Below are 18,553 nucleotides of genomic sequence, written 5' to 3' on the forward strand. Positions count from 1 at the left end.
TTCGTTGTCTAACTAAACAGGTGACCCGGAAGGAAGAATTATGCCAGACCAGGCAGGATTCCGCCTGGACATGCAGAATGTTCTTCCCGTGGGTGGCCTTGCTAACCGGCTAATCGGTTGGTTTGACAGCCTGCACAGCGCAGCAGTGAACGCAGTCCGTACGCAGCAACAGAGGCAAGAACAGGCGAAAGGAGGGAGGCGCGGCACAGTAAGGGGTGCCGGCCCGGAGCGGTATCCGGCGTTGAAATCAAGATGCCGGAAAGCGGAGAAAACATAAAACAAACTTCAAGGAGGTCCAAATTTAATGCGGAAATCCAGGAAACTGGTAGCCGTGCTGGCCACACTTGTCATGCTGATGGCCATGATGATTCCGATGGCTGCGCCGGCCTTCGCTGGCACAACCAACGTGACCAGCAGCGTGCCCAATATCGTGCAGCCGTATTACGGCCAGTTGACTACGATTAAAATCAACGGCCTGTCCATCAGCGGCACCGACCAGATCCAGGTCGTGCTGCCTTCCGGTGTGAACTTCCTCACCGGCACATTCAGCGACGGCACAAACAATTACAACAGCGTGCCTTTCAGTGTCTACAACGGTGCGGTCACAGAATCTGTCACCCAGACACTGACCACTCCCATGACGGGCAATGTCATTTGGACGCCCCAGTATGTTCCGGACAGCCAGCAGGTGCCCAACGGCGTAAGTTTGATCAGCGTCGACACCCTGCAGCCGCAGTTGCTCGCTTTCACCGTAAAGAGCAACGGTAACGGCAACGCCGGCTATATCCGCATCAACATGCCCGTTTCCGTGACCAGCGCCGCTTCCGGCCCGATTCAGGCCATTGTGCAGGACAATATCGTGGCGGTTACGGCCGGCAAGGTCACCATCGGCAATGCGGTGACCGGCGGCACGGTGACAAGCGTTACCACCACCGCCACAGTAGCTCAGAACAGCAGTGACAGCGTGAGCTTCCTGATCAATGAAAACAGCGCCAAAGCGCTCGGTCAGGGCGGCGGCGAAATCCACATCGATCTGCCGTCACACTTCACCTGGGCGACACCGAGCATCACTCTGGCCGGTGGTTTCCCCGCCAATGCCGTGACATCTTCGGTGACGACCAACTCCTCCGGCAACTCCCGGATGGTTTTGCAGGTGGTCAATCCATCTGTCGGCACACCGGGTTCCATCCTGGTGAACACCAAGATTTCGGCCGACTATAACGCGCCCACCGGCGACATCACCGCCACCTTCGGCGGCACGGATCCCGGCTTTACGGCGACCACGGCCACCGTGGGCACCTGCGGCAACTACAATGTCAGCACCACCCAGGGTAACCTGCCCACCATCTATACCGGTCAGACCGGCGAGAACGTGGGTACCTTTACGATTGCTGAAAGCGTAAAGAACACTCTGATCACCGGCCGCTCACTGTCCATTACCCTGCCCGGCGGGGTGCGCTGGACCGATAGCAACCTGCCCATTCCGGTGGTGCAGACCGGCAGCGCCCAGTTGATCAACGCTTCGCTGAGCAACGACGGGCAAACGGTAACCTATGAGATTCAGAACTCGGGCGGCAGCGCCACCACCATCCAGTTCCAGCAGGGCGAAGTCAACGTTGATTCTACCGTGGCACCCGGCAACTTGACCGCAAAGATCAGCGGCAGCGGTGTGGACCAGACGGTGGACATTGCCAAGATTGCCGCTCCGGTGACCGGAGTGGCCACCGGCAGCGTGCCTGATGTGATGATCGGCAAACCGGCTCAGAGCGCTTCCGACTTCACCATCACCGAAGCTGCGGCCGGCGCGATCATGGCCAACTACGGCAATGGCAAGAACCAGGCCTATCTGGACATCATCGCCCCGTCCGGCGTGACCTTTGCCAGCATTCCGACCATCAAAGTGACCTCCGGCGACCTGAACCTGAGTCCTTCCGGAGCCACACTGACTGATTACAACGGTGTGCTGAACAGCCGTATCTCCATCCCGGTGAGCAACGGCAGCAATAAGGCCAGCACGATCACTGTGAGCAACGTGAAACTGAACATTGACAACACCGTCGGTGTCGGACCTGTTTCGCTTGTCCTGGGCGGTTCCGCCCTGGTCGACCCGTCCACCCAGATGGTCAAGGACAGCAACGGCAACCTTATTTCGACCAATACCCGGTTGGTCAACGGCAGCTATGTGGCGTCCGTGCAGGTGGCCAACTGCACCACTCCGATTTCCAAGACCACCGGCGGTAGCGCCGTATTCACGATTGGCAGCACCAGCTACACAGTAAACGGGCAGACCTATACCGCGGATGTAGCCCCTTACACCAAGGACGGCCGGACTTTCGTACCCGTCCGCTATGCGGCCATGGCGCTTGGTGTGACCCCGGACAACATCCTGTACCAGAATGGCGTGGTCACCATCGTCAAGGGTTCCACCATTGTACAGATGACTCTGGGCAGCAAGACAATGAAGGTTAACGGCGCCAGTGTATCCATGGATGTTCCGGCCAGCACCACCAACGGCCGTACCATGCTGCCCCTGCGGTGGCTGGGCATGGCGTTGGGTGCAACCTTCAACTGGGATGCCAGTTCGCAGACAGTGACTGTCAGTATCCAATAAGTAGTTGTTGTCTCCATGGAGTCCGGCTTCTTTTTGAAACCGGGCTCCATTTCCCTATTGAAGGTTGATATATTGAATGCAGTAAACTACTGCTTTTGGCAAAAGCAAGGTGATAAAATGAAACAGTTGGGATTTTTCCTTGGATTCTGTGTCCTGCTGTTATTTTTGCCGGCGGCCTGTCTTGCCGATAACGCCACCGGGCAACCTGTTTCCCTGTCCCAGGCGGTGCAGATGGCCCAGCAAAACAACATCAATCTGATTATGGCGCAAAATACCAATCAGCAGGCGCAGAAAACATATAACTACACGTCGGATAATTTTTCCGGGTTTACGCCGGTGACCACCGGACCATCGAACCCCTATGTCCCTAATGCGGGAGACGTACAATCGCAGATTAACCTGATGCAATCCAACTACGGCTGGCAGGAGTCCTCGAAAAACCTGAGCTATCTGAAAGATGCCACCACCTTCCAGACCATGTATGATTACTTTGCCGTCCAGGATGCCCTGGAAGCGGAAAGTGTGGCCGAAAAAAGCCAGCAGCAGGCGCAGGTTGCCTATAACAACACTTTGGCCCTGCATGCCCAGGGAATGGCCACCGACGCGCAATTGGAGGCGGCCAAGGCGGCGCTCGATGGAGCAAACAGCGGCCTGGCCAACGCCAAAAATGACATCGACAATGCCTATACGGCGCTCAATACCTTGCTCGGTCTGGATCCGCACGCCCGTCCGGTGCTGAATACGCAGGTGGCTTATCAAAAAGATGACTTTTTTAAGGCCATCAATCAGGATGCGGCGGTCAACCGCGCGCTTGCCAACAGCCCGGCGGTATTTCAGGCCCAGAGCAATGTGTCGATCACCAATCAGACCAGGTATTACAACCAGGTGCCTGATGTCGGTCCGCTGCAGTACCTGCAGGCGCAAAACGCCTATAATCAGGCGGTGCAGCAGGTGACCCAGCAGACAATCAGCGCCTTCCTGGCCATAGATAATGCGGAGAAAGGATATGCCGCCGCACAGAAGGCGCTGACCGCCGCTGAAATGGCCTATAAAAACGCCCAGGTAAATTACCGGGTGGGTATGGCCACCAAACAGGATTTGCTGACGGCACAGTTGAACCAGGAGCAGGCCGGAATAAAATGCGCCCAGGCGCTGCACGGCATATTTGACGCCCGCGGACAACTCGCCCTGCTTATGGGAGTGGGGGCAATCCTGCCGGCGAACCTGTCCTGAGAACATTAGAAACGAATAAGTTTTTTCCTCATGCCGCGCAATAAGACGCGGCTTTTTTGCAGGGAAAAAATGGCATGGAGTACGGGGAACTTTTTACTTTATATTGGTGTCTAACTAATTAAATAGCAAAGGTGGCAAATGCAGCTTGTACAGGAAAAAGATAAGTCCCCGGAAAGCAGAGTGTTTGCTTACTTTTAAGGAGGTGATGTGCGTTTTATTAGCGCGACCTTATCGGGAAGGTAACAGAAATTTTGTAAAGGAGGTTAACCGGGGTGTATAGACTAAAGAGGAAAACAGTATCCATCCTGGTTGTGCTGGCCATGCTGGCAGCGCTGCTGATTCCGGCGGCCATGCCGGCTGCGGCGGCGACGACCAGTCAGACCGACAGCGTGCCCAATATCGTGCAGCCGTATTACGGCCAGCTGACCACGATTAAAATCAACGGCCTGTCCATCAGCGGCACCGACCAGATCCAGGTCGTGCTGCCTTCCGGAGTGAACTTCATTACCGGTACTTTCAGCGACGGCACAAATAGTTACAACAGCGTTCCGTTCAGTGTTTACGGCGGTGCCGTCAGTGAAACTGTCACCCAGACACTGAGCACTCCCATGGTGGGCGACGCCATTTGGACGCCCCAGTATATTCCGGACAGCCAGCAGGTGCCCAACGGCGTAAGTTTGATCAGCGTCGACACACTGCAGCCGCAGTTGCTGGCCTTCACCGTGAAGAGCAACGGTAACGGCAATGGCGGTTATGTGCGTATCAATATGCCCGTTTCCGTAACCAGCGCCGCTTCCGGCCCGATTCAGGCGATTGTGCAGGACAACACCACGGCGGTTACAGCTGGCAAGGTCACCATCGGCAATGCGGTGACCGGCGGCACAGTTACCACCTTGACCACCACCGCCACGGTGGCCCAGAACAGCAGCGACAATGTGAGCTTCCTGATCAATGAAAACAGCGCCGGCGCGCTCGGTCAGGGCGGCGGCGAAATCCACATTGATCTGCCGTCACACTTCACCTGGGCGACGCCACAGATCACTCTGGCCGGTGGTTTTCCGGCCGGTGCCGTGACATCTTCGGTGACTACCAACTCCTCCGGCAATTCCCGGATGGTTTTGCAGGTGGTCAAGCCGTCCAAAGGCACGCCTGGCTCCATCCTGGTGAACACCAAGATTTCGGCCGACTATAACGCGCCCACCGGCGACATTACCGCCACTTTCGGCGGCACGGATCCCGGCTTTACGGCGACCACGGCCACTGTGGGCACCTGCGGTGACTACAATGTCACCACCACTCAGGGCAATGTGCCGACCATTTACGACGGACAGACCGGTCAGACCGTAGGGACGTTTACGATTGCCGAAAGTGTAAAGAACACTTTGATCACCGGCCGCTCCCTGTCCCTCACCCTGCCCGGCGGAGTGCGCTGGACCGAAAGCAACTTGCCCATTCCGGTGGTGCAGACCGGCAGCGCCCAATTGCTCAATCCGACTTTGAGCAGCGACCGGCAGACGGTGACCTATGAAATTCAGAATTCGGGCGGCAGTGCCACCACCTTCCAGTTCCAGCAGGGCGAAGTGGACGTCGATTCCACTGTGACACCCGGAACGTTGAGTGTCAGCATCAGCGGCAGCGGAGTGAACCAGACGGTGGACATTGCCAAGATTGCTTCCCCGGTGACGGCAACCGCCACCGGCAGTATACCTGATGTGACTATCGGCAGGCCCGCTCAGAACGGTTCCGACTTCACCATCACCGAAGCTGCGGCCGGCGCGATCATGGCCAATTACGGCAACGGCAAGAACCAGGCCTACCTGGACATCATCGCCCCGTCCGGCGTGACCTTTGCCAGCATTCCGACCATCAAAGTGACCTCCGGCGACCTGAACCTGAGTCCTTCCGGAGCCACTCTGACTGATTACAACGGTGTGCTGAACAGCCGCATCTCCATCCCGGTGAGCAACGGCAGCAATACGGCCAGCACAATCACCGTGAGCAACGTGAAGCTGAACATTGACAATACCGTCGGTGTCGGCCCTGTTTCCCTGGTGTTGGGCGGCTCCGCCCTGGTCGACCCGTCCACGCTGATGGTCAAGGACAGCAACGGTAACCTCATACCGACCGGCACCCGTCTGGTCAACGGCAGCTATGTGGCTTCCGTTGAAGTGGCCAACTGCAACACTTCCATCACCACGGGCACCGGCGGCACGGGCACCGGCGGTACGGCGGTGTTTACAATCGGCAATACCAGCTATACAGTAAACGGCCGGACCTATACCATGGACGTAGCTCCTTACACGCAGAACGGCCGCACATTCGTACCGCTGCGCTATGCGGCCATGGCGCTGGGTGTGAATCCGGACAACATTCTGTACCAGAGCGGCGTGGTTACTGTGATTAAGGGTTCCACCGTGGTACAGATGACTCTGGGCAGCTACTCAATGCGTATCAATGGCGCTGATATAACTATGGATGTGCCCGTCAACACTGTCAACGGCCGCACCATGCTGCCGCTGCGGTGGTTGGGTATGGCGCTGGGTGCAACCTTCAACTGGAATGCCGGTACACAGACGGTAACTGTGAGCAATCAGTGAAAATAAAATAAAACCGTCTTAAATGCTGTGTGGCCCGGGTTGTAATAAACCCGGGCACTGATTTTTCATCGGGAGGAAAAACAAGCCAGCCGGCGAATAAATTGTGTTAAAATATAGGCGCAAAAATAAACAAGGGGTGAACAATTGTGAAGGGCAAACCGATTGTTGTTCTGGCATTGGTAATCTTGTTTTTGGTTATTTTGCCCGGCTGGTCTTTGGCTGCAACGGTTAAAGCGTTGGACATGCCCAATGTGGTCCAGCCCTACAACGGCAATCTGGGTACTATTGAGATTGACGGACTATATCTGAACGGACCGGATCAAATCTCTGTCATCCTGCCCAAGGGGGTAACGTTTATGGTGCGCGACCCGGACCAGCTGATATCCGTGCCGGTTTTTTTGCCCGATACCAGCGTGCTCAACGGCGTTTACCAGCAGCAAGGGCCGGGATTTAGCAATGCATATATCGACCCCGGCGGGATGATGCTCAATTTTACCATTGCCCCCAGCGATGTACCGGAGGCCCGCGCTAATTCCGGAACAGTACTGATTAAGATGCCTCTGTCCCTGGTCAATGCCGAACCGGGAGCAATTAATGTAACAATCAAGGATACGGCTTTTCAAGTTTTTTCCGGAGATACCCCTGTGGGCAGCCAGATGCGTAACGCCACCACTCCGGATGTAATCAAGCAGCTTGATCTGAAAGCGGGGGGCGCCGGAACCTATGCCCTTCAAATCACCACTCTGGCCAGGGGCGGTGCCGCCGGGGCGGGCAGCAACCTGTGGTTCGATTTGCCTGCTCATTTCGTCTGGCAGGAGCCGGTGCTTGCCGTTTCCGGCGGTTGGTCAAAAAACTCCTTAAGCGCCAGCGTAACCCAAAATGATCAGGGGAATTCCCGGCTGCTGCTGGTTATTAACAGTTCTCCGGCCGGTACGGCACAGGTGCGTTTGGATGGGGAGGTGGACGCCGATCCCGGCGCCACACCGGGGAAAATCATTGTGAGTTACGGCGGCAGCGATCCAGGCATCGGGGTGAACAATACCCTGGTTTTGGGACAGTGCGATCCCGTACCGAATACCCCGGTGACTACGGGCGTTTCCTCCCAAGGTTCGTCCGCTGTTCAACCGGAACCGGCAATAGAAGCAAGAGAAATCGAGTTTACCAGTGATAAAAAGTCTTATCTCGTCAACGGACGTGAATTTTCCATGGATGTAGCGCCTTTCTATCAAGATGGCCGCCTGGATGTGCCGGTCCGTTATCTGGCCTATGCCCTGGGTATTCCTGAAGAGGGGGTGAATTGGGATAACCACAGTCAAACCGTGGAGCTGCAAACTAAGGGAATATCCCTGTCGCTTACGGCCGGGAAAGACATTTACTATGCGAACGGACAGCAGAAAAGGATGGATACCGTTCCCATAGTACGCGGCAACCGGCTTTTCCTGCCGGCCCGTTTTGTGGCGGAGGCATTCGGTTGCCAGGTTGGCTTTGAATCCGGAACGGTTAAGATAACCGGTCCCGGAAAATAAGGGGGGATCTATTTTGCTGAGAAAATTGCACTTCATAGTAATAGCCGGCTTGTTTCTGATGTTTATGCCTATATCGGCACAGGCGGATCAAAAGTGGGAACAGTCCGCCCCGCCTTTGGCACTCAGTCAGGAGGCAATGCCGCCGGCGGTTTACGTCGCTTTTTCACCCCACTTTGACACTGACGATACAGTTTTTATGGCTACCGGTGTGTCCCTTTATGAAAGCAAGGACGGTGGCAAAAGCTGGTCTCAGCCTGATACGCCCGGTTCCTTGTCAACCCAAAAAGGTAACGGTATAATTTATGGCTTCGGTTCATCCGGGAACAAAATAACTGCAAAAATGTATGTATCGCCCGATCCGAACATAGTAGCTATTTCTACCGTGGAAGGACTGTATGCCGCCAATGTGTCTGCCCGGGTGACCAGTAACGATGTGACGGGCGGTCGGATGCTGATTACGAATGTCACCCCGGCTGTTCCAGCCGGTTTAATCAGCACGCCGGATTTCCCGCCCGGATTTGCTTTTGGAGACGACGGTACCATGTATGTCGCCCGCGGCGCGGCGATATATTATGGCAATCCGGTGATCACTAATTATGACCCCGGTGTTTGGAAACAGCTCTATTATGCCGGCAGCTATGTCTATAGTATCAAGCTGGCTCCCGATTTTGCCTTCAACAAAACGATGATCATTCAAAGCGGCAAAGGGGTTATGATCAGCGCGGACGGCGGCAACAGCTTCAACTCGACCGGCCTGCCCGTGACCAGCAATCAATATGCTATTGCTTTTTCGCCGGATTACGATAATGATGGCACGATAGCGGCGGCTATTCCCGATTATGGCGTTTTTCTTTCCATCGACCGGGGTAGAAGCTGGCAGAACGTATTTTCACACAAAGGGGTTACTTCGGTGGTTATTGGCAAGGGCGGCACTTTATATGCAGGTACAGGTTCTTCCGGGGGAATGGAAAAAGGAATTTTTATTTCCAGGGACAAAGGTTATAAGTGGCAGAACATCGGCCTGAAAAACAGCAATATTGTATCTTTACATGTCTTTCCCGGCCGCGGGAATGATCAGGTTTATGCCGTTACCGATCAGGGTTTTTATGGTACTGTGGTAGAGAACGGTCAGACCCAACAAAGCGGCGGGCCGGGGAATGCAAATACTCCTGCCGCACCGGAACAAACCATCAGCTTTGCCGTCGGGCAGAACGCCTATTATGTCAATAGTCAGGGATACAGCATGGATGCCGTTCCTTTTACTGAAAACGGGCGCATATACGTTCCCGTGCGTTACCTTGCTAAATCGTTGGGGTTAACGGACAACCACATTAAATGGGACGAAAAGACAGCGGCCGTCACACTTGAGGACGGCCTGACATTGAAATTTGTCAACAACGGCGCATTTTGTTATATCAACGGACAAAAAAAGAATATCGATGCACCGATGTTGGAGCGGAACGGGCGTGTATACCTGCCGGCTAAATATGTAGCGGAACCGTATGGCTATAAAGTGAGCTGGGATGGTGCTTCTCAAACGGTATATTTGGAGAAGTAAAAATCAATAGCCGCTTTAAACCCGGGGGGTGGCAAAAAAGCTGCCTCCCTTTTAATTGATGGCGTGAAAGCGGCATGCTCAGTGGATCGGAAAAATACAGAGCTGTGGAAAATGAATTGGAGTGGTATTGCAAATGACCTATTACTTTGTCAGCGTCCTATTGTTTTGCCATTGTTGAAAGATGCCGATGAACAAGATGACAGGTACCGAGATTAAGATAAAAATTGTGGCAATCACAAAGGTGTCATCAATTGCCAGAACGAATGATTGCTGCTGCACCAGGCCGTTCAACAAGCCGAGTGATTTCTGGTATCCCACGTAACCACCACCCAATAAAACGGCCAAGTCTCCGATCATGCTGTGAATAGGCAATGAATATACGGATACTGCTTCCCTTAAACGATCGAAGTGAAAATCCATTCGCTGCTGCAATGCCGAGGTCAGAATAGCTATGCCGAAAGAACCGGCAATTTGTCTGAAAAGATTAATAATCGCCGAGGCGCCGCCAGCCAGGCGGCGGGCGACTGCATTCATGCCCATGGCGTTGATCGGCATCATGGCCAGGCCGATGCCGAATGAGCGCACAACCATGAGCATTTGTATGTGGTGAAGGCTGGTATTCAGGTTTAAATTATGCAGTTCCCATGTGCCCCAGGTGGTCAGCGCCAGACCGAAAGTGGCCGGGATTACCGCTCCAATGCGGTCAAAAAGAAAACCGGAGAGGGGCATGGTCACGGCGCTGGCCAGGGCGGAAGGCAGCAAAACTAGGCCGGTCTGCATGGGTGTAAGGCCGATTAGGTCCTGCGTAAATAAGGGAATTAAAAAAACCCCGCCGTACAGTCCCATAGTCATCAGTCCGGCGGTCAGGACGCTGCCGGAAAACACCGGACTTTTAAAAGCACGCAACTCCAGCATCGGTTCATCCACAGATACTTCAATGAGCATGAACAGAAATAATGCGGCAATACCGGCCGCCATCAGTGTAACAATGAATTGTGAGCCCCAACCGTCTTTCTGCCCTTCACTCAGGGCCAGCAAGAGAGAAAAACAACCGCTGGTGGAAAGTATAAAACCCCAGATATCCAGCTTGCGATCAGTGCGCCGTTTTTCCTTCGGCAAAAGAAGCAAGGCCAGAATCAAACCGAGAACACCGATCGGTATATTCATACTGAACAGCAAACGCCAGTTTAGGGCATCAATTATGTATCCCCCCAAAGTAGGCCCGATGGCCGGCCCGACTACAATGGATACACCCCATACCCCCAGGGCGGTGCCGATTTTTTCCCGCGGCACGATTTTATAAATAATGGTCATGCTTACGGGCATAATCACGCCCCCGCCGATAGCCTGAACCACTCTTGAAACGAGAAGCATATCTAAGTTGCCTGAAATACTGCAAAGCAGCGAACCGGCGGTAAAGATGGCCAGTGCAAAAATGTAAAGCCAGCGGAAACTCAAATAATCACCCAGAAAACCCGTAATGGGGATAACCACACCGGAAGTGATCATATATGCCGTAAGCACCCACTCGATCTGGTCAGTACCGACACCGAATATGGCCATCATTTTCGGCAGCGCCACGTTGACTGAACTGCTGGTCAGCAGGGCGGCAAAACATCCCAGAACAACGGTAAACAAGGGGATCCAAAAAGAAATATTTTTACTATCCGTTTGCTGCGCGTTCAATTTATACCTCCAGGAAGTTTGTAAGTTTCAAAGAGCTATTAAATTAAATCGATATTAAAAAGTTACCATAAAAAAACTACATTGGCAAGCAAAAGTTTAGGCTAACAAAATACATCCTGGCAATTAAACCTGTTCATGCCGGAAAAGATCGCTGCGGTGTGTCCCCGGACTGTGTCGCGACAGGCGCGCAATCTAAGGCTTGGGAAAATAGAGACAACAGTCTTTTTATTTACTGGCATATTTGTCCAATCAGGCAGGAAATTTCATCAACCTGTCGAAGATGCCTAAATAACAAACCTCGGGGGTGAGCAATGGTGGCACAAAAAATACTGACTATTATTCTAGCCTGTCTTTTGCTAAACATATTCTTTTCCCCGGCAGCCAGTGGAGATACCATAAGCGGGGTGGAATTTGTACTCGGAAAAACCAACTACACCGTGAATGGCCAATCCTATCAGATGGATGCCGCAACCTTTATTAAAATGCCCGAGAACAGGGTTTTTGTTCCCTTACGCTTTTTAGGCCTGGCGCTTGGCCTGTCCAAGAACAATATCACCTGGGATCAAGCCGGCAATATGGCTATTTTGTCTAGCAGTAACGTATCAGCAATTTTTCAACCTGATAAAAATGATTATATTGTCAACGGCCGGCATCTGACCATGGATACAACCCCGGTGGTTGCTCAAGGGCGTATTTATTTACCGGCACGCTATGTGGCCAACGCCTTTGGGTACAACGCAACCTGGGATGGCAAAAAACAGGCAGTGATCATAACACCCGCCAAAGCGGTTCCGCCAGGTACTGGCGGAACACAAACCGGTGACAACGGACAAACAACCGGTACTTCCGTCCCGGCGACCACCAATCAGTACCGGTTGCAGTTGCAACCGGTAAGTAATACTGCTGCCACCGGCCAAAACCTGGCCCTGGTGGTTAGTCTCACCAATTCCGGCAATCAGCCGGTAAACGGCGCGACAGTGAATGTGAGCTGCAATTCAGGCAATGTGCAACTGTCTGCCGGTTCGGTGACCACGAACAGTCAGGGACTGGGGTTGATCTCCGCCACAGATGCGGCGGCGGAAAATGTAATCATCACCGCTACCGTCCCTGCACTGGGAGTCACTGCAAACACTGCTGTACAGTGGACCAGCGGTGGCGTTACGACAAATACAAACACCACCGGTAACTATTATTTGCAATTTAATGCCACCACTGCTTCGCCTGTAGCCGGTCAGCCGGTGGTTTTAACGGTTACGGCAACCAACAGCGCCGGTAACCCCGCCCAGGGAGTGATTCTGAACGTTACCAGCAATTCCGCCGGAGCCGTTTTAAATACCGGCACTGTGACCACCAATGCCCAGGGCCAGGCTTTTGTAGTCGCTACAGATAATAACCAGGACAATGTCACCTTCACTCTTTCCGGGGCAGGTGCATCCCAGCCACAAACTTTGAATGTTTACTGGGCACCGGTGGCGCCTTTGCAATCAAGCTATGTGCAGACCACCCCCGGGATCTCCATCATCCCTTCAACGACCACCGCTGCAACCGGCCAACCGGTGGTATTCACCATTACCGCCACGGGTAATTATGGTCCGGCCGTCAATCAACCGATTTCGGTCAGCAGCACTTCCCCGGGGGCCGCCCCGGGCAGCACCGCATTAACTACCAACTCCCAGGGCCAGGCATTTTTTACCGTCACTGACAACAATATTGAAAATGTGGTGTTTATAACGCATATGGCCAACAATGCAGCGATTATGGCCACCGCCACCGTTTCCTGGGTGGGGGCATACGCTCAGCAGACGACAGCAAATAACAATACGCCCATCTATTCCTTGCAGATAAGACCTTCCACCAACGCTGCCGTGGCCGGTCAGCCGGTTGTGCTCAGTATTACGGTGACAGACAGTTCCGGTAAACTGGCTTCTGGGATCGGGGTGAATGTGGTCAGCAGTTCCAATGGTGTTTCAATGAATAACAGCTTTGTCACAACAAACAGCCAGGGCCAGGCCTATATTACCGCTTGGGACAATAATTATGAAACCGTGACATTCACCGGCAATCTGGTCAACGCCACCTCCCGGGCGCCGTCGGTCGCCGCATCCGTGCAATGGGGCGCACAAGGCGGCAGCACCTATGCCTACAGTACGCCCACGGTGACCGCGGGAGGCTACTACTTGAGCGCGGCTATCTCGGCAAGCGGTGTGCCGGCCGGTCAACCGGTGGTGCTTGCAGTAAAGGCAACCAATGGTAACGGTGCCCCGGCATCAGGCGTGGCTTTTTCCATAACCAGCAACTCCAGCAACGTACAGCTGACTCAGTCAAGTTCCGTCACCAACAGCCAGGGAATGCTGTTTGTTGTGGCTACGGACAATTTGGCGGAAAACGTAACGCTAAACGTCGGTCTGGGCAACGCCGGCAGCTTCATTCCGGCAACCAGTTTAAGTGTGCGTTGGTATTGATCATTGAGCGGGTCAATGAACAAAATATTGATTTCAACAAGTGGTTTCCCAGGCCGGGAAACCACTTTATGTTTGCCCGTTACCAGTGCCGGGTTGCTAGTTTTCGTCGGATGGTTATTTCACTTATGCTCAAACAGTGCCAACGTAAAAACCGGAAAAAACAGGTTGACATGACGGAATAATATCGTATAATTAATATATATTGTAATGTTAACAAGAAAGGAGGCCTCCATTAAGCATGGTTCTTCCAGAACGCCTGAAGCAAAAGTTTTTGCGTTTGTCCGGCATGAAAGGTGTTTTCAGAATTGTCGCCCTCTTTGTCCTGCCGGTGTTGCTGCTGATCCTCTGGACAACGGGAGCGCTGTTGCCCAAGGTCAAAACCGGGCATACGCCGTTGCAGGGACAGGAGGTTACCGGTGTACAAACTTACAAGGTACAGAACGGTTCCGGCACCTTACATATTTCTGCCACCGGCACCGTGCGTCCAATGGTCAGAGCGTTGATTGCCAGCAAAATCATGGCCCGGGTCACATCAGTAAACTTTCATGAAGGAAGCCAGGTGACGGCCGGCGCGGATCTCTGCCTGCTGGACGACCGGGATCTGTCTGCTCAGACCGCCCAGGCGGCGGCCGGCGTGCAGTCCGCTCTGGCCGGCGAGCAGGCGCAGGCACAGGGTATCAAGCAGGCGGAAGCGGGACTGGAGAAGGCCCGGGCTGACTATCAGCTGTCTGAAACCAACTTCAACCGTTACAAATTTCTTCAAAGCCAGGGAGCGGTCAGCCAGGCCGACTTCGACCGCGTGCAGAACCAGTACCAGCAGGCTAAATCCGCCCTGGACAACGCCCGGGCGACTTTGGACAGCGCGGTGGCACAGGTGAAGGTGGCCGGCGCCCAGGTGACCCAGTCGCAGGCCAATTTGCAGTACGCGCAGGCCGTCAACAGCTACAGCCGGATCAGCGCCCCTTTAAACGGCATAATCGTGAAAAAAATGGTCGATGTGGGCAGCATGGTTACGCCGGGTCAACCTGTAGCCGAGGAAGAGCAAGGTCCCTATCGCCTGGAGGTGCCGGTGCCGGAAAGCTATTATCATCAGATCCGGGTAGGCGATCAAGTTACGGTTGATATCCCCGCCTTGAACCGGCAATTCGTGGCGAAGGTGGATGAAATCGTGCCTGCCGTAGAATCCAGCAGCATGACCTATTTGGTAAAAATCCTTCTGCCTCAAGATTTGAATGTAAAAAGCGGCATGTATGGCGATGCTGATTTCGCTCTGGGCAGTAAGCGGGAAATGACCATACCCGCCGCGGCGGTGGTGAAATGGGGCGATTTTACCGGCGTTTATATCCTGCGTAACGATGTGGCCAGACTAAGTTTTGTCACGTTGGGGGAGGAACAGGGCGATAAAGTGCAGGTGCTCTCCGGATTAAATCCCGGCGATGTGATTGTGGCCGGCGGGACGGCCCGGGTTCACGACGGCGACCGGGTAAAGGGCGGGTTAATCAATGAGTGAAAAAAAATTGGGCATTGCCGGTAAAATCGCCGCCGCTTTTTTGAATTCCAAGATTACACCGGTACTGGTGCTGGCCGCGTTACTTCTGGGCATATTTGCTGTTGTAACCACGCCGAAAGAAGAAGATCCTCAGATCGTGGTACCGATGGTGGAAATATTTATACCTTTTCAAGGAGCCAGTGCGCAGGAAGTGGAAGCACATGTAACCACGCCGCTGGAGAAAATCTTATGGTATGTCAAGGGAGTAGACTACATTTACTCAAAATCCATGCCGGGCATGGCCATGGTAACGGTACGTTTCAAGGTCGGTTCCGATCAGGACAGCAGCTTGTTTAATGTTTATAACCAGATCTATTCGAACATGGATAAAATGCCCATGAATGTGGGTCAGCCTTTAATCAAGCCGAAAGCGATTGAAGACGTGCCCATTGACAGCATCACTCTTTGGAGCGACAAGCTGAACGCTTACCAACTGCGGCGGATTGGCCTGACTGTGGCCGACGAGGTCAACCGGCTGCATAATATTTACAAGGTAGATGTGTTGGGCGGGGAACCGCGGCAGATTACTGTTTCCCTTTCGCCCGACCGGTTGAGCGCTTATCACGTCTCGCCACTGCAGATAGCGGGTGTCATTCGTTCAGCCAACATGAACAGTAACCCGGCGGCCGTCAGCCGGAACAACTACACCTACCAGGTGCAGACCGGCGGTTTTCTAAGTAATGTTCAGGATATCGGCGATCTGGTGGTGGGTGTTTACCAGAACCGGCCTGTTTATTTGCGGGATGTAGCCAAAGTCAAGGACGGTCCTGGTGATGTGACCAATTATGTACTCTTTGGAACCGGACCGGCGGCGGCGGAAAGCGGTCTGCATGCGCCGGTTGCCGGGAATACGGTGTTCCCGGCGGTGACGATCACGGTGGCCAAGAAAAAGGGCGCCAATGCGGTGATTGTGTCCGGTGATGTGTTGAATAAAATCAATGCCCTGAAAGGCAGTCTGATCCCGGCTGATGTTCATGTTACAGTGACCCGTGATTACGGTGCTTCCGCGGCGGAAAAATCCAACGAACTGATTGAGCATATGATTATCGCCGTGGTATCGGTATTTTTGCTCATCCTGGTGATGCTCGGTTTCCGGGAGGCGCTGGTGGTGGGGGTGGCCTTGCCGGTGACCCTGGCCATAGCCCTGTTCTTAAGCGAGATGTATGGTTATACCTTGAACCGGGTGACATTGTTCGCGCTGATCTTTGCCATCGGCATTTTGGTGGACGACGCCATTGTGGTGGTGGAGAACATCAACCGCTGGTGCCATTTGCGCGAGGTGCCCACGGCCGGTGAGGTGATCCAGGCGGTGGACGAGGTGGGCAACCCGACCATCCTGGCCACATTGACCGTTATTACAGTCCTTTTGCCGATGGCCTATGTCACCGGTATGATGGGACCGTATATGCGGCCCATTCCGATTAACGCCTCGGTGGCCATGTTCTTTTCCCTGCTGGTGGCTTTTGTCGTCACGCCCTGGTTTGCCCTGCGGCTGTTACGCAACAAGCCAAAGGACGTGGAGCAGTGCGAAACCGATATGCATGGCGGAAGCGGACCGAAACTTTATTACCGCCGGGTAATGCAGTATTTGCTGGATCACCGGAAGGCGCGGTATACGTTTGTAATCGGCCTGGTGGTGCTGTTGGGGGCGTCTTTTCTGCTCATTACCCGGCAGGCGGTGATTATGAAAATGCTGCCCTTTGACAACAAGGAAGAAGTTCAGGTTGTGCTGCGCACAAAGGACGGCACCACCCTTGAACAGACGGCGAAGGCCGCCCGGGCCGTGGGAGATTATCTGGCTACGGTTAACGAAGTATCCAACTACGTGACCTATGTGGGCATACCGGCTCCGGTGAACTTCAACGGGTTGGTACGCTGGTACGACATTCAAAAGGGAGACAATCTGGCCACCATTCAGGTGGATCTGGTAGGGAAAAAAGCGCGTAATGTACAGAGCCACCCCTTGACTGAACAACTGCGCGGGCCAATTGATCAAATTGCCTCCCGTTACGGCGCGGTGGTGAAGATGGTGGAGGTGCCGCCCGGACCGCCCACCCTCTCGCCAATTGTAGCAGAGATATACGGTCGCGATTGGGAACAGGATTTGGCGGTGGCCGCTCAAGTCAAGCATGTGTTTGCCACAACAAACGGCGTGGTGGATGTGGACTGGATGGTCAATGATCCACAAACGGAATACCGCTTTATTCCCAACCGGCAGGCACAGTTGCACGGCATATCAAACCAGGATGTGTCTCAAACCATTGATATGTTAATTAACGGGAGTACTGTGGATCTATTGCATACCAACCAGGAGATAGAGCCGGTGCCCATTATATTACGGGCACCATTAGCCGAGCGTTCCAATTTGGAAAGTCTATTGCATGCTTTTACGTTGCCGGATAAAGAGGGAGGGATGGTGCCGGTTTCCGAACTGGTGCGGCAGGAAAAAGATAGTGCCGATCAGCCCATTTACCACGAAAACCTGAACCGGGTGATCTATGTGACCGGAGATGTGAGTGGACGAATAGACAGTCCGGTTTATGCCATGCTGGAAATGAGCAGGCGGATTGGACAGATCAAATTGCCCGACGGGCAAAACCTGCCCCAGTTGTGGATCCACAAGCCGGCATTGGATAATAGCGTGGCCTTGAAGTGGGGCGGCGAGTGGACGATCACCTACGAGGTTTTCCGGGATCTGGGCGTCGCCTTCGCCATTGGCCTGATCATCATGTATCTGCTCATGGTGGCCTGGTTCAAGTCGTTCAGTATGCCGGTGTTGATCATGGTGCCCATTCCGTTGACCCTGCTGGGCATTATTCCCGGACACTGGCTGATGGGCGCCTTCTTTACCGCCACCTCGATGATTGGTTTCATCGCCCTGGCCGGTATTGTGGTGCGTAATTCCATCCTGCTGGTTGAGTTTACCAATGAGCGATTGCGGGATGGTGTGCCGCTGAAGGAAGCGCTGATCGAAGCGGGCATTGTGCGCGCCCGGCCGATCATCCTGACGGCGGCGGCGATTATCGTCGGTTCATTCGTGATCATTTTCGACCCGATTTTCACCGGCATGGCTGTATCGCTCATCTTTGGCACTATTGCCGCCACGTCGCTGACGCTGGTTTTAATTCCAACGCTGCTGTACGGGCTGGAAAGGCGCCTGCAGGCGCGCCGGCCGGCGGACGCCGGTGAAAAGCTGTCAGCCGGGCAGTAATAGCATCATTGCCGGCGCCGAGTTGAAAAGTTTCATCGCGGCGGGAGGTGCGGCGATGATACAGGCGGTACCGGGGCCGCCCGGGCATCATCTGCAGGCTTTTAAGTTCCGGTTATTTGA

General features: G+C 54.0%; 9 protein-coding genes. 8 read left to right on the forward strand and 1 reads right to left on the reverse strand.

Features of this window, described 5'->3' with window-relative positions; translation table 11 throughout:
* Positions 1-304: 304 nt before the first annotated feature.
* From A6M21_RS15945 to A6M21_RS15965, 5 genes are all read left to right on the forward strand, one after another.
* Positions 305-2,611: a copper amine oxidase N-terminal domain-containing protein gene (locus tag A6M21_RS15945; protein WP_066670978.1), complete on the forward strand. Its 2,307-nt coding sequence runs from the start codon at positions 305-307 to the stop codon at positions 2,609-2,611.
* Positions 2,612-2,728: 117 nt separating this feature from the next.
* The gene (locus A6M21_RS15950) at positions 2,729-3,844 is read left to right on the forward strand and encodes a TolC family protein (protein ID WP_161486100.1); all 1,116 of its coding nucleotides are present in this window, start codon (positions 2,729-2,731) and stop codon (positions 3,842-3,844) included.
* Between the two features lie 272 nt (positions 3,845-4,116).
* Positions 4,117-6,441 (forward strand): copper amine oxidase N-terminal domain-containing protein, encoded by a 2,325-nt coding sequence (locus tag A6M21_RS15955; protein WP_066670981.1) that lies wholly within the window; start codon positions 4,117-4,119, stop codon positions 6,439-6,441.
* Between the two features lie 146 nt (positions 6,442-6,587).
* Positions 6,588-7,967, forward strand: coding sequence for a copper amine oxidase N-terminal domain-containing protein (locus A6M21_RS15960; RefSeq protein WP_066670985.1), 1,380 nt, complete (start codon positions 6,588-6,590; stop codon positions 7,965-7,967).
* Positions 7,968-8,175: 208 nt separating this feature from the next.
* Positions 8,176-9,525, forward strand: a complete 1,350-nt coding sequence (locus tag A6M21_RS15965; RefSeq protein ID WP_161486101.1) for a copper amine oxidase N-terminal domain-containing protein — start codon at positions 8,176-8,178, stop codon at positions 9,523-9,525.
* Positions 9,526-9,666: 141 nt separating this feature from the next.
* Here the strand turns inward: A6M21_RS15965 and A6M21_RS15970 are convergent, their stop codons facing one another.
* Positions 9,667-11,211, reverse strand: a complete 1,545-nt coding sequence (locus A6M21_RS15970; protein ID WP_066670989.1) for a DHA2 family efflux MFS transporter permease subunit — start codon at positions 11,209-11,211, stop codon at positions 9,667-9,669.
* A gap of 311 nt (positions 11,212-11,522) precedes the next feature.
* Between A6M21_RS15970 and A6M21_RS15975 the strand changes: the two genes are divergently transcribed.
* From A6M21_RS15975 to A6M21_RS15990, 3 genes are all read left to right on the forward strand, one after another.
* Complete coding sequence (locus tag A6M21_RS15975; RefSeq protein ID WP_066670992.1) at positions 11,523-13,673, forward strand: copper amine oxidase N-terminal domain-containing protein; 2,151 nt, start codon at positions 11,523-11,525, stop codon at positions 13,671-13,673.
* Between the two features lie 238 nt (positions 13,674-13,911).
* The gene (locus tag A6M21_RS15985; RefSeq protein WP_066670996.1) at positions 13,912-15,183 is read left to right on the forward strand and encodes an efflux RND transporter periplasmic adaptor subunit; all 1,272 of its coding nucleotides are present in this window, start codon (positions 13,912-13,914) and stop codon (positions 15,181-15,183) included.
* On the forward strand, positions 15,176-18,433 hold the full coding sequence (locus A6M21_RS15990) for an efflux RND transporter permease subunit (protein WP_066671002.1): 3,258 nt from the start codon (positions 15,176-15,178) through the stop codon (positions 18,431-18,433). The genes A6M21_RS15985 and A6M21_RS15990 overlap by 8 nt, the downstream gene beginning before the upstream one ends.
* Positions 18,434-18,553: the final 120 nt, after the last annotated feature.

It is taken from the genome of Desulfotomaculum copahuensis, assembly GCF_001655685.1.
GTDB lineage: Bacteria > Bacillota > Desulfotomaculia > Desulfotomaculales > Desulfovirgulaceae > Desulfotomaculum_G > Desulfotomaculum_G copahuensis.

Coding starts and splice junctions, on each gene's coding strand:
- A6M21_RS15975 (WP_066670992.1), top strand. CDS start 11,523: ATGGTGGCACAAAAAATACTGACTATTATTCTAGCCTGTCTTTTGCTA.
- A6M21_RS15950 (WP_161486100.1), top strand. CDS start 2,729: ATGAAACAGTTGGGATTTTTCCTTGGATTCTGTGTCCTGCTGTTATTT.
- A6M21_RS15945 (WP_066670978.1), top strand. CDS start 305: ATGCGGAAATCCAGGAAACTGGTAGCCGTGCTGGCCACACTTGTCATG.
- A6M21_RS15985 (WP_066670996.1), top strand. CDS start 13,912: ATGGTTCTTCCAGAACGCCTGAAGCAAAAGTTTTTGCGTTTGTCCGGC.
- A6M21_RS15990 (WP_066671002.1), top strand. CDS start 15,176: ATGAGTGAAAAAAAATTGGGCATTGCCGGTAAAATCGCCGCCGCTTTT.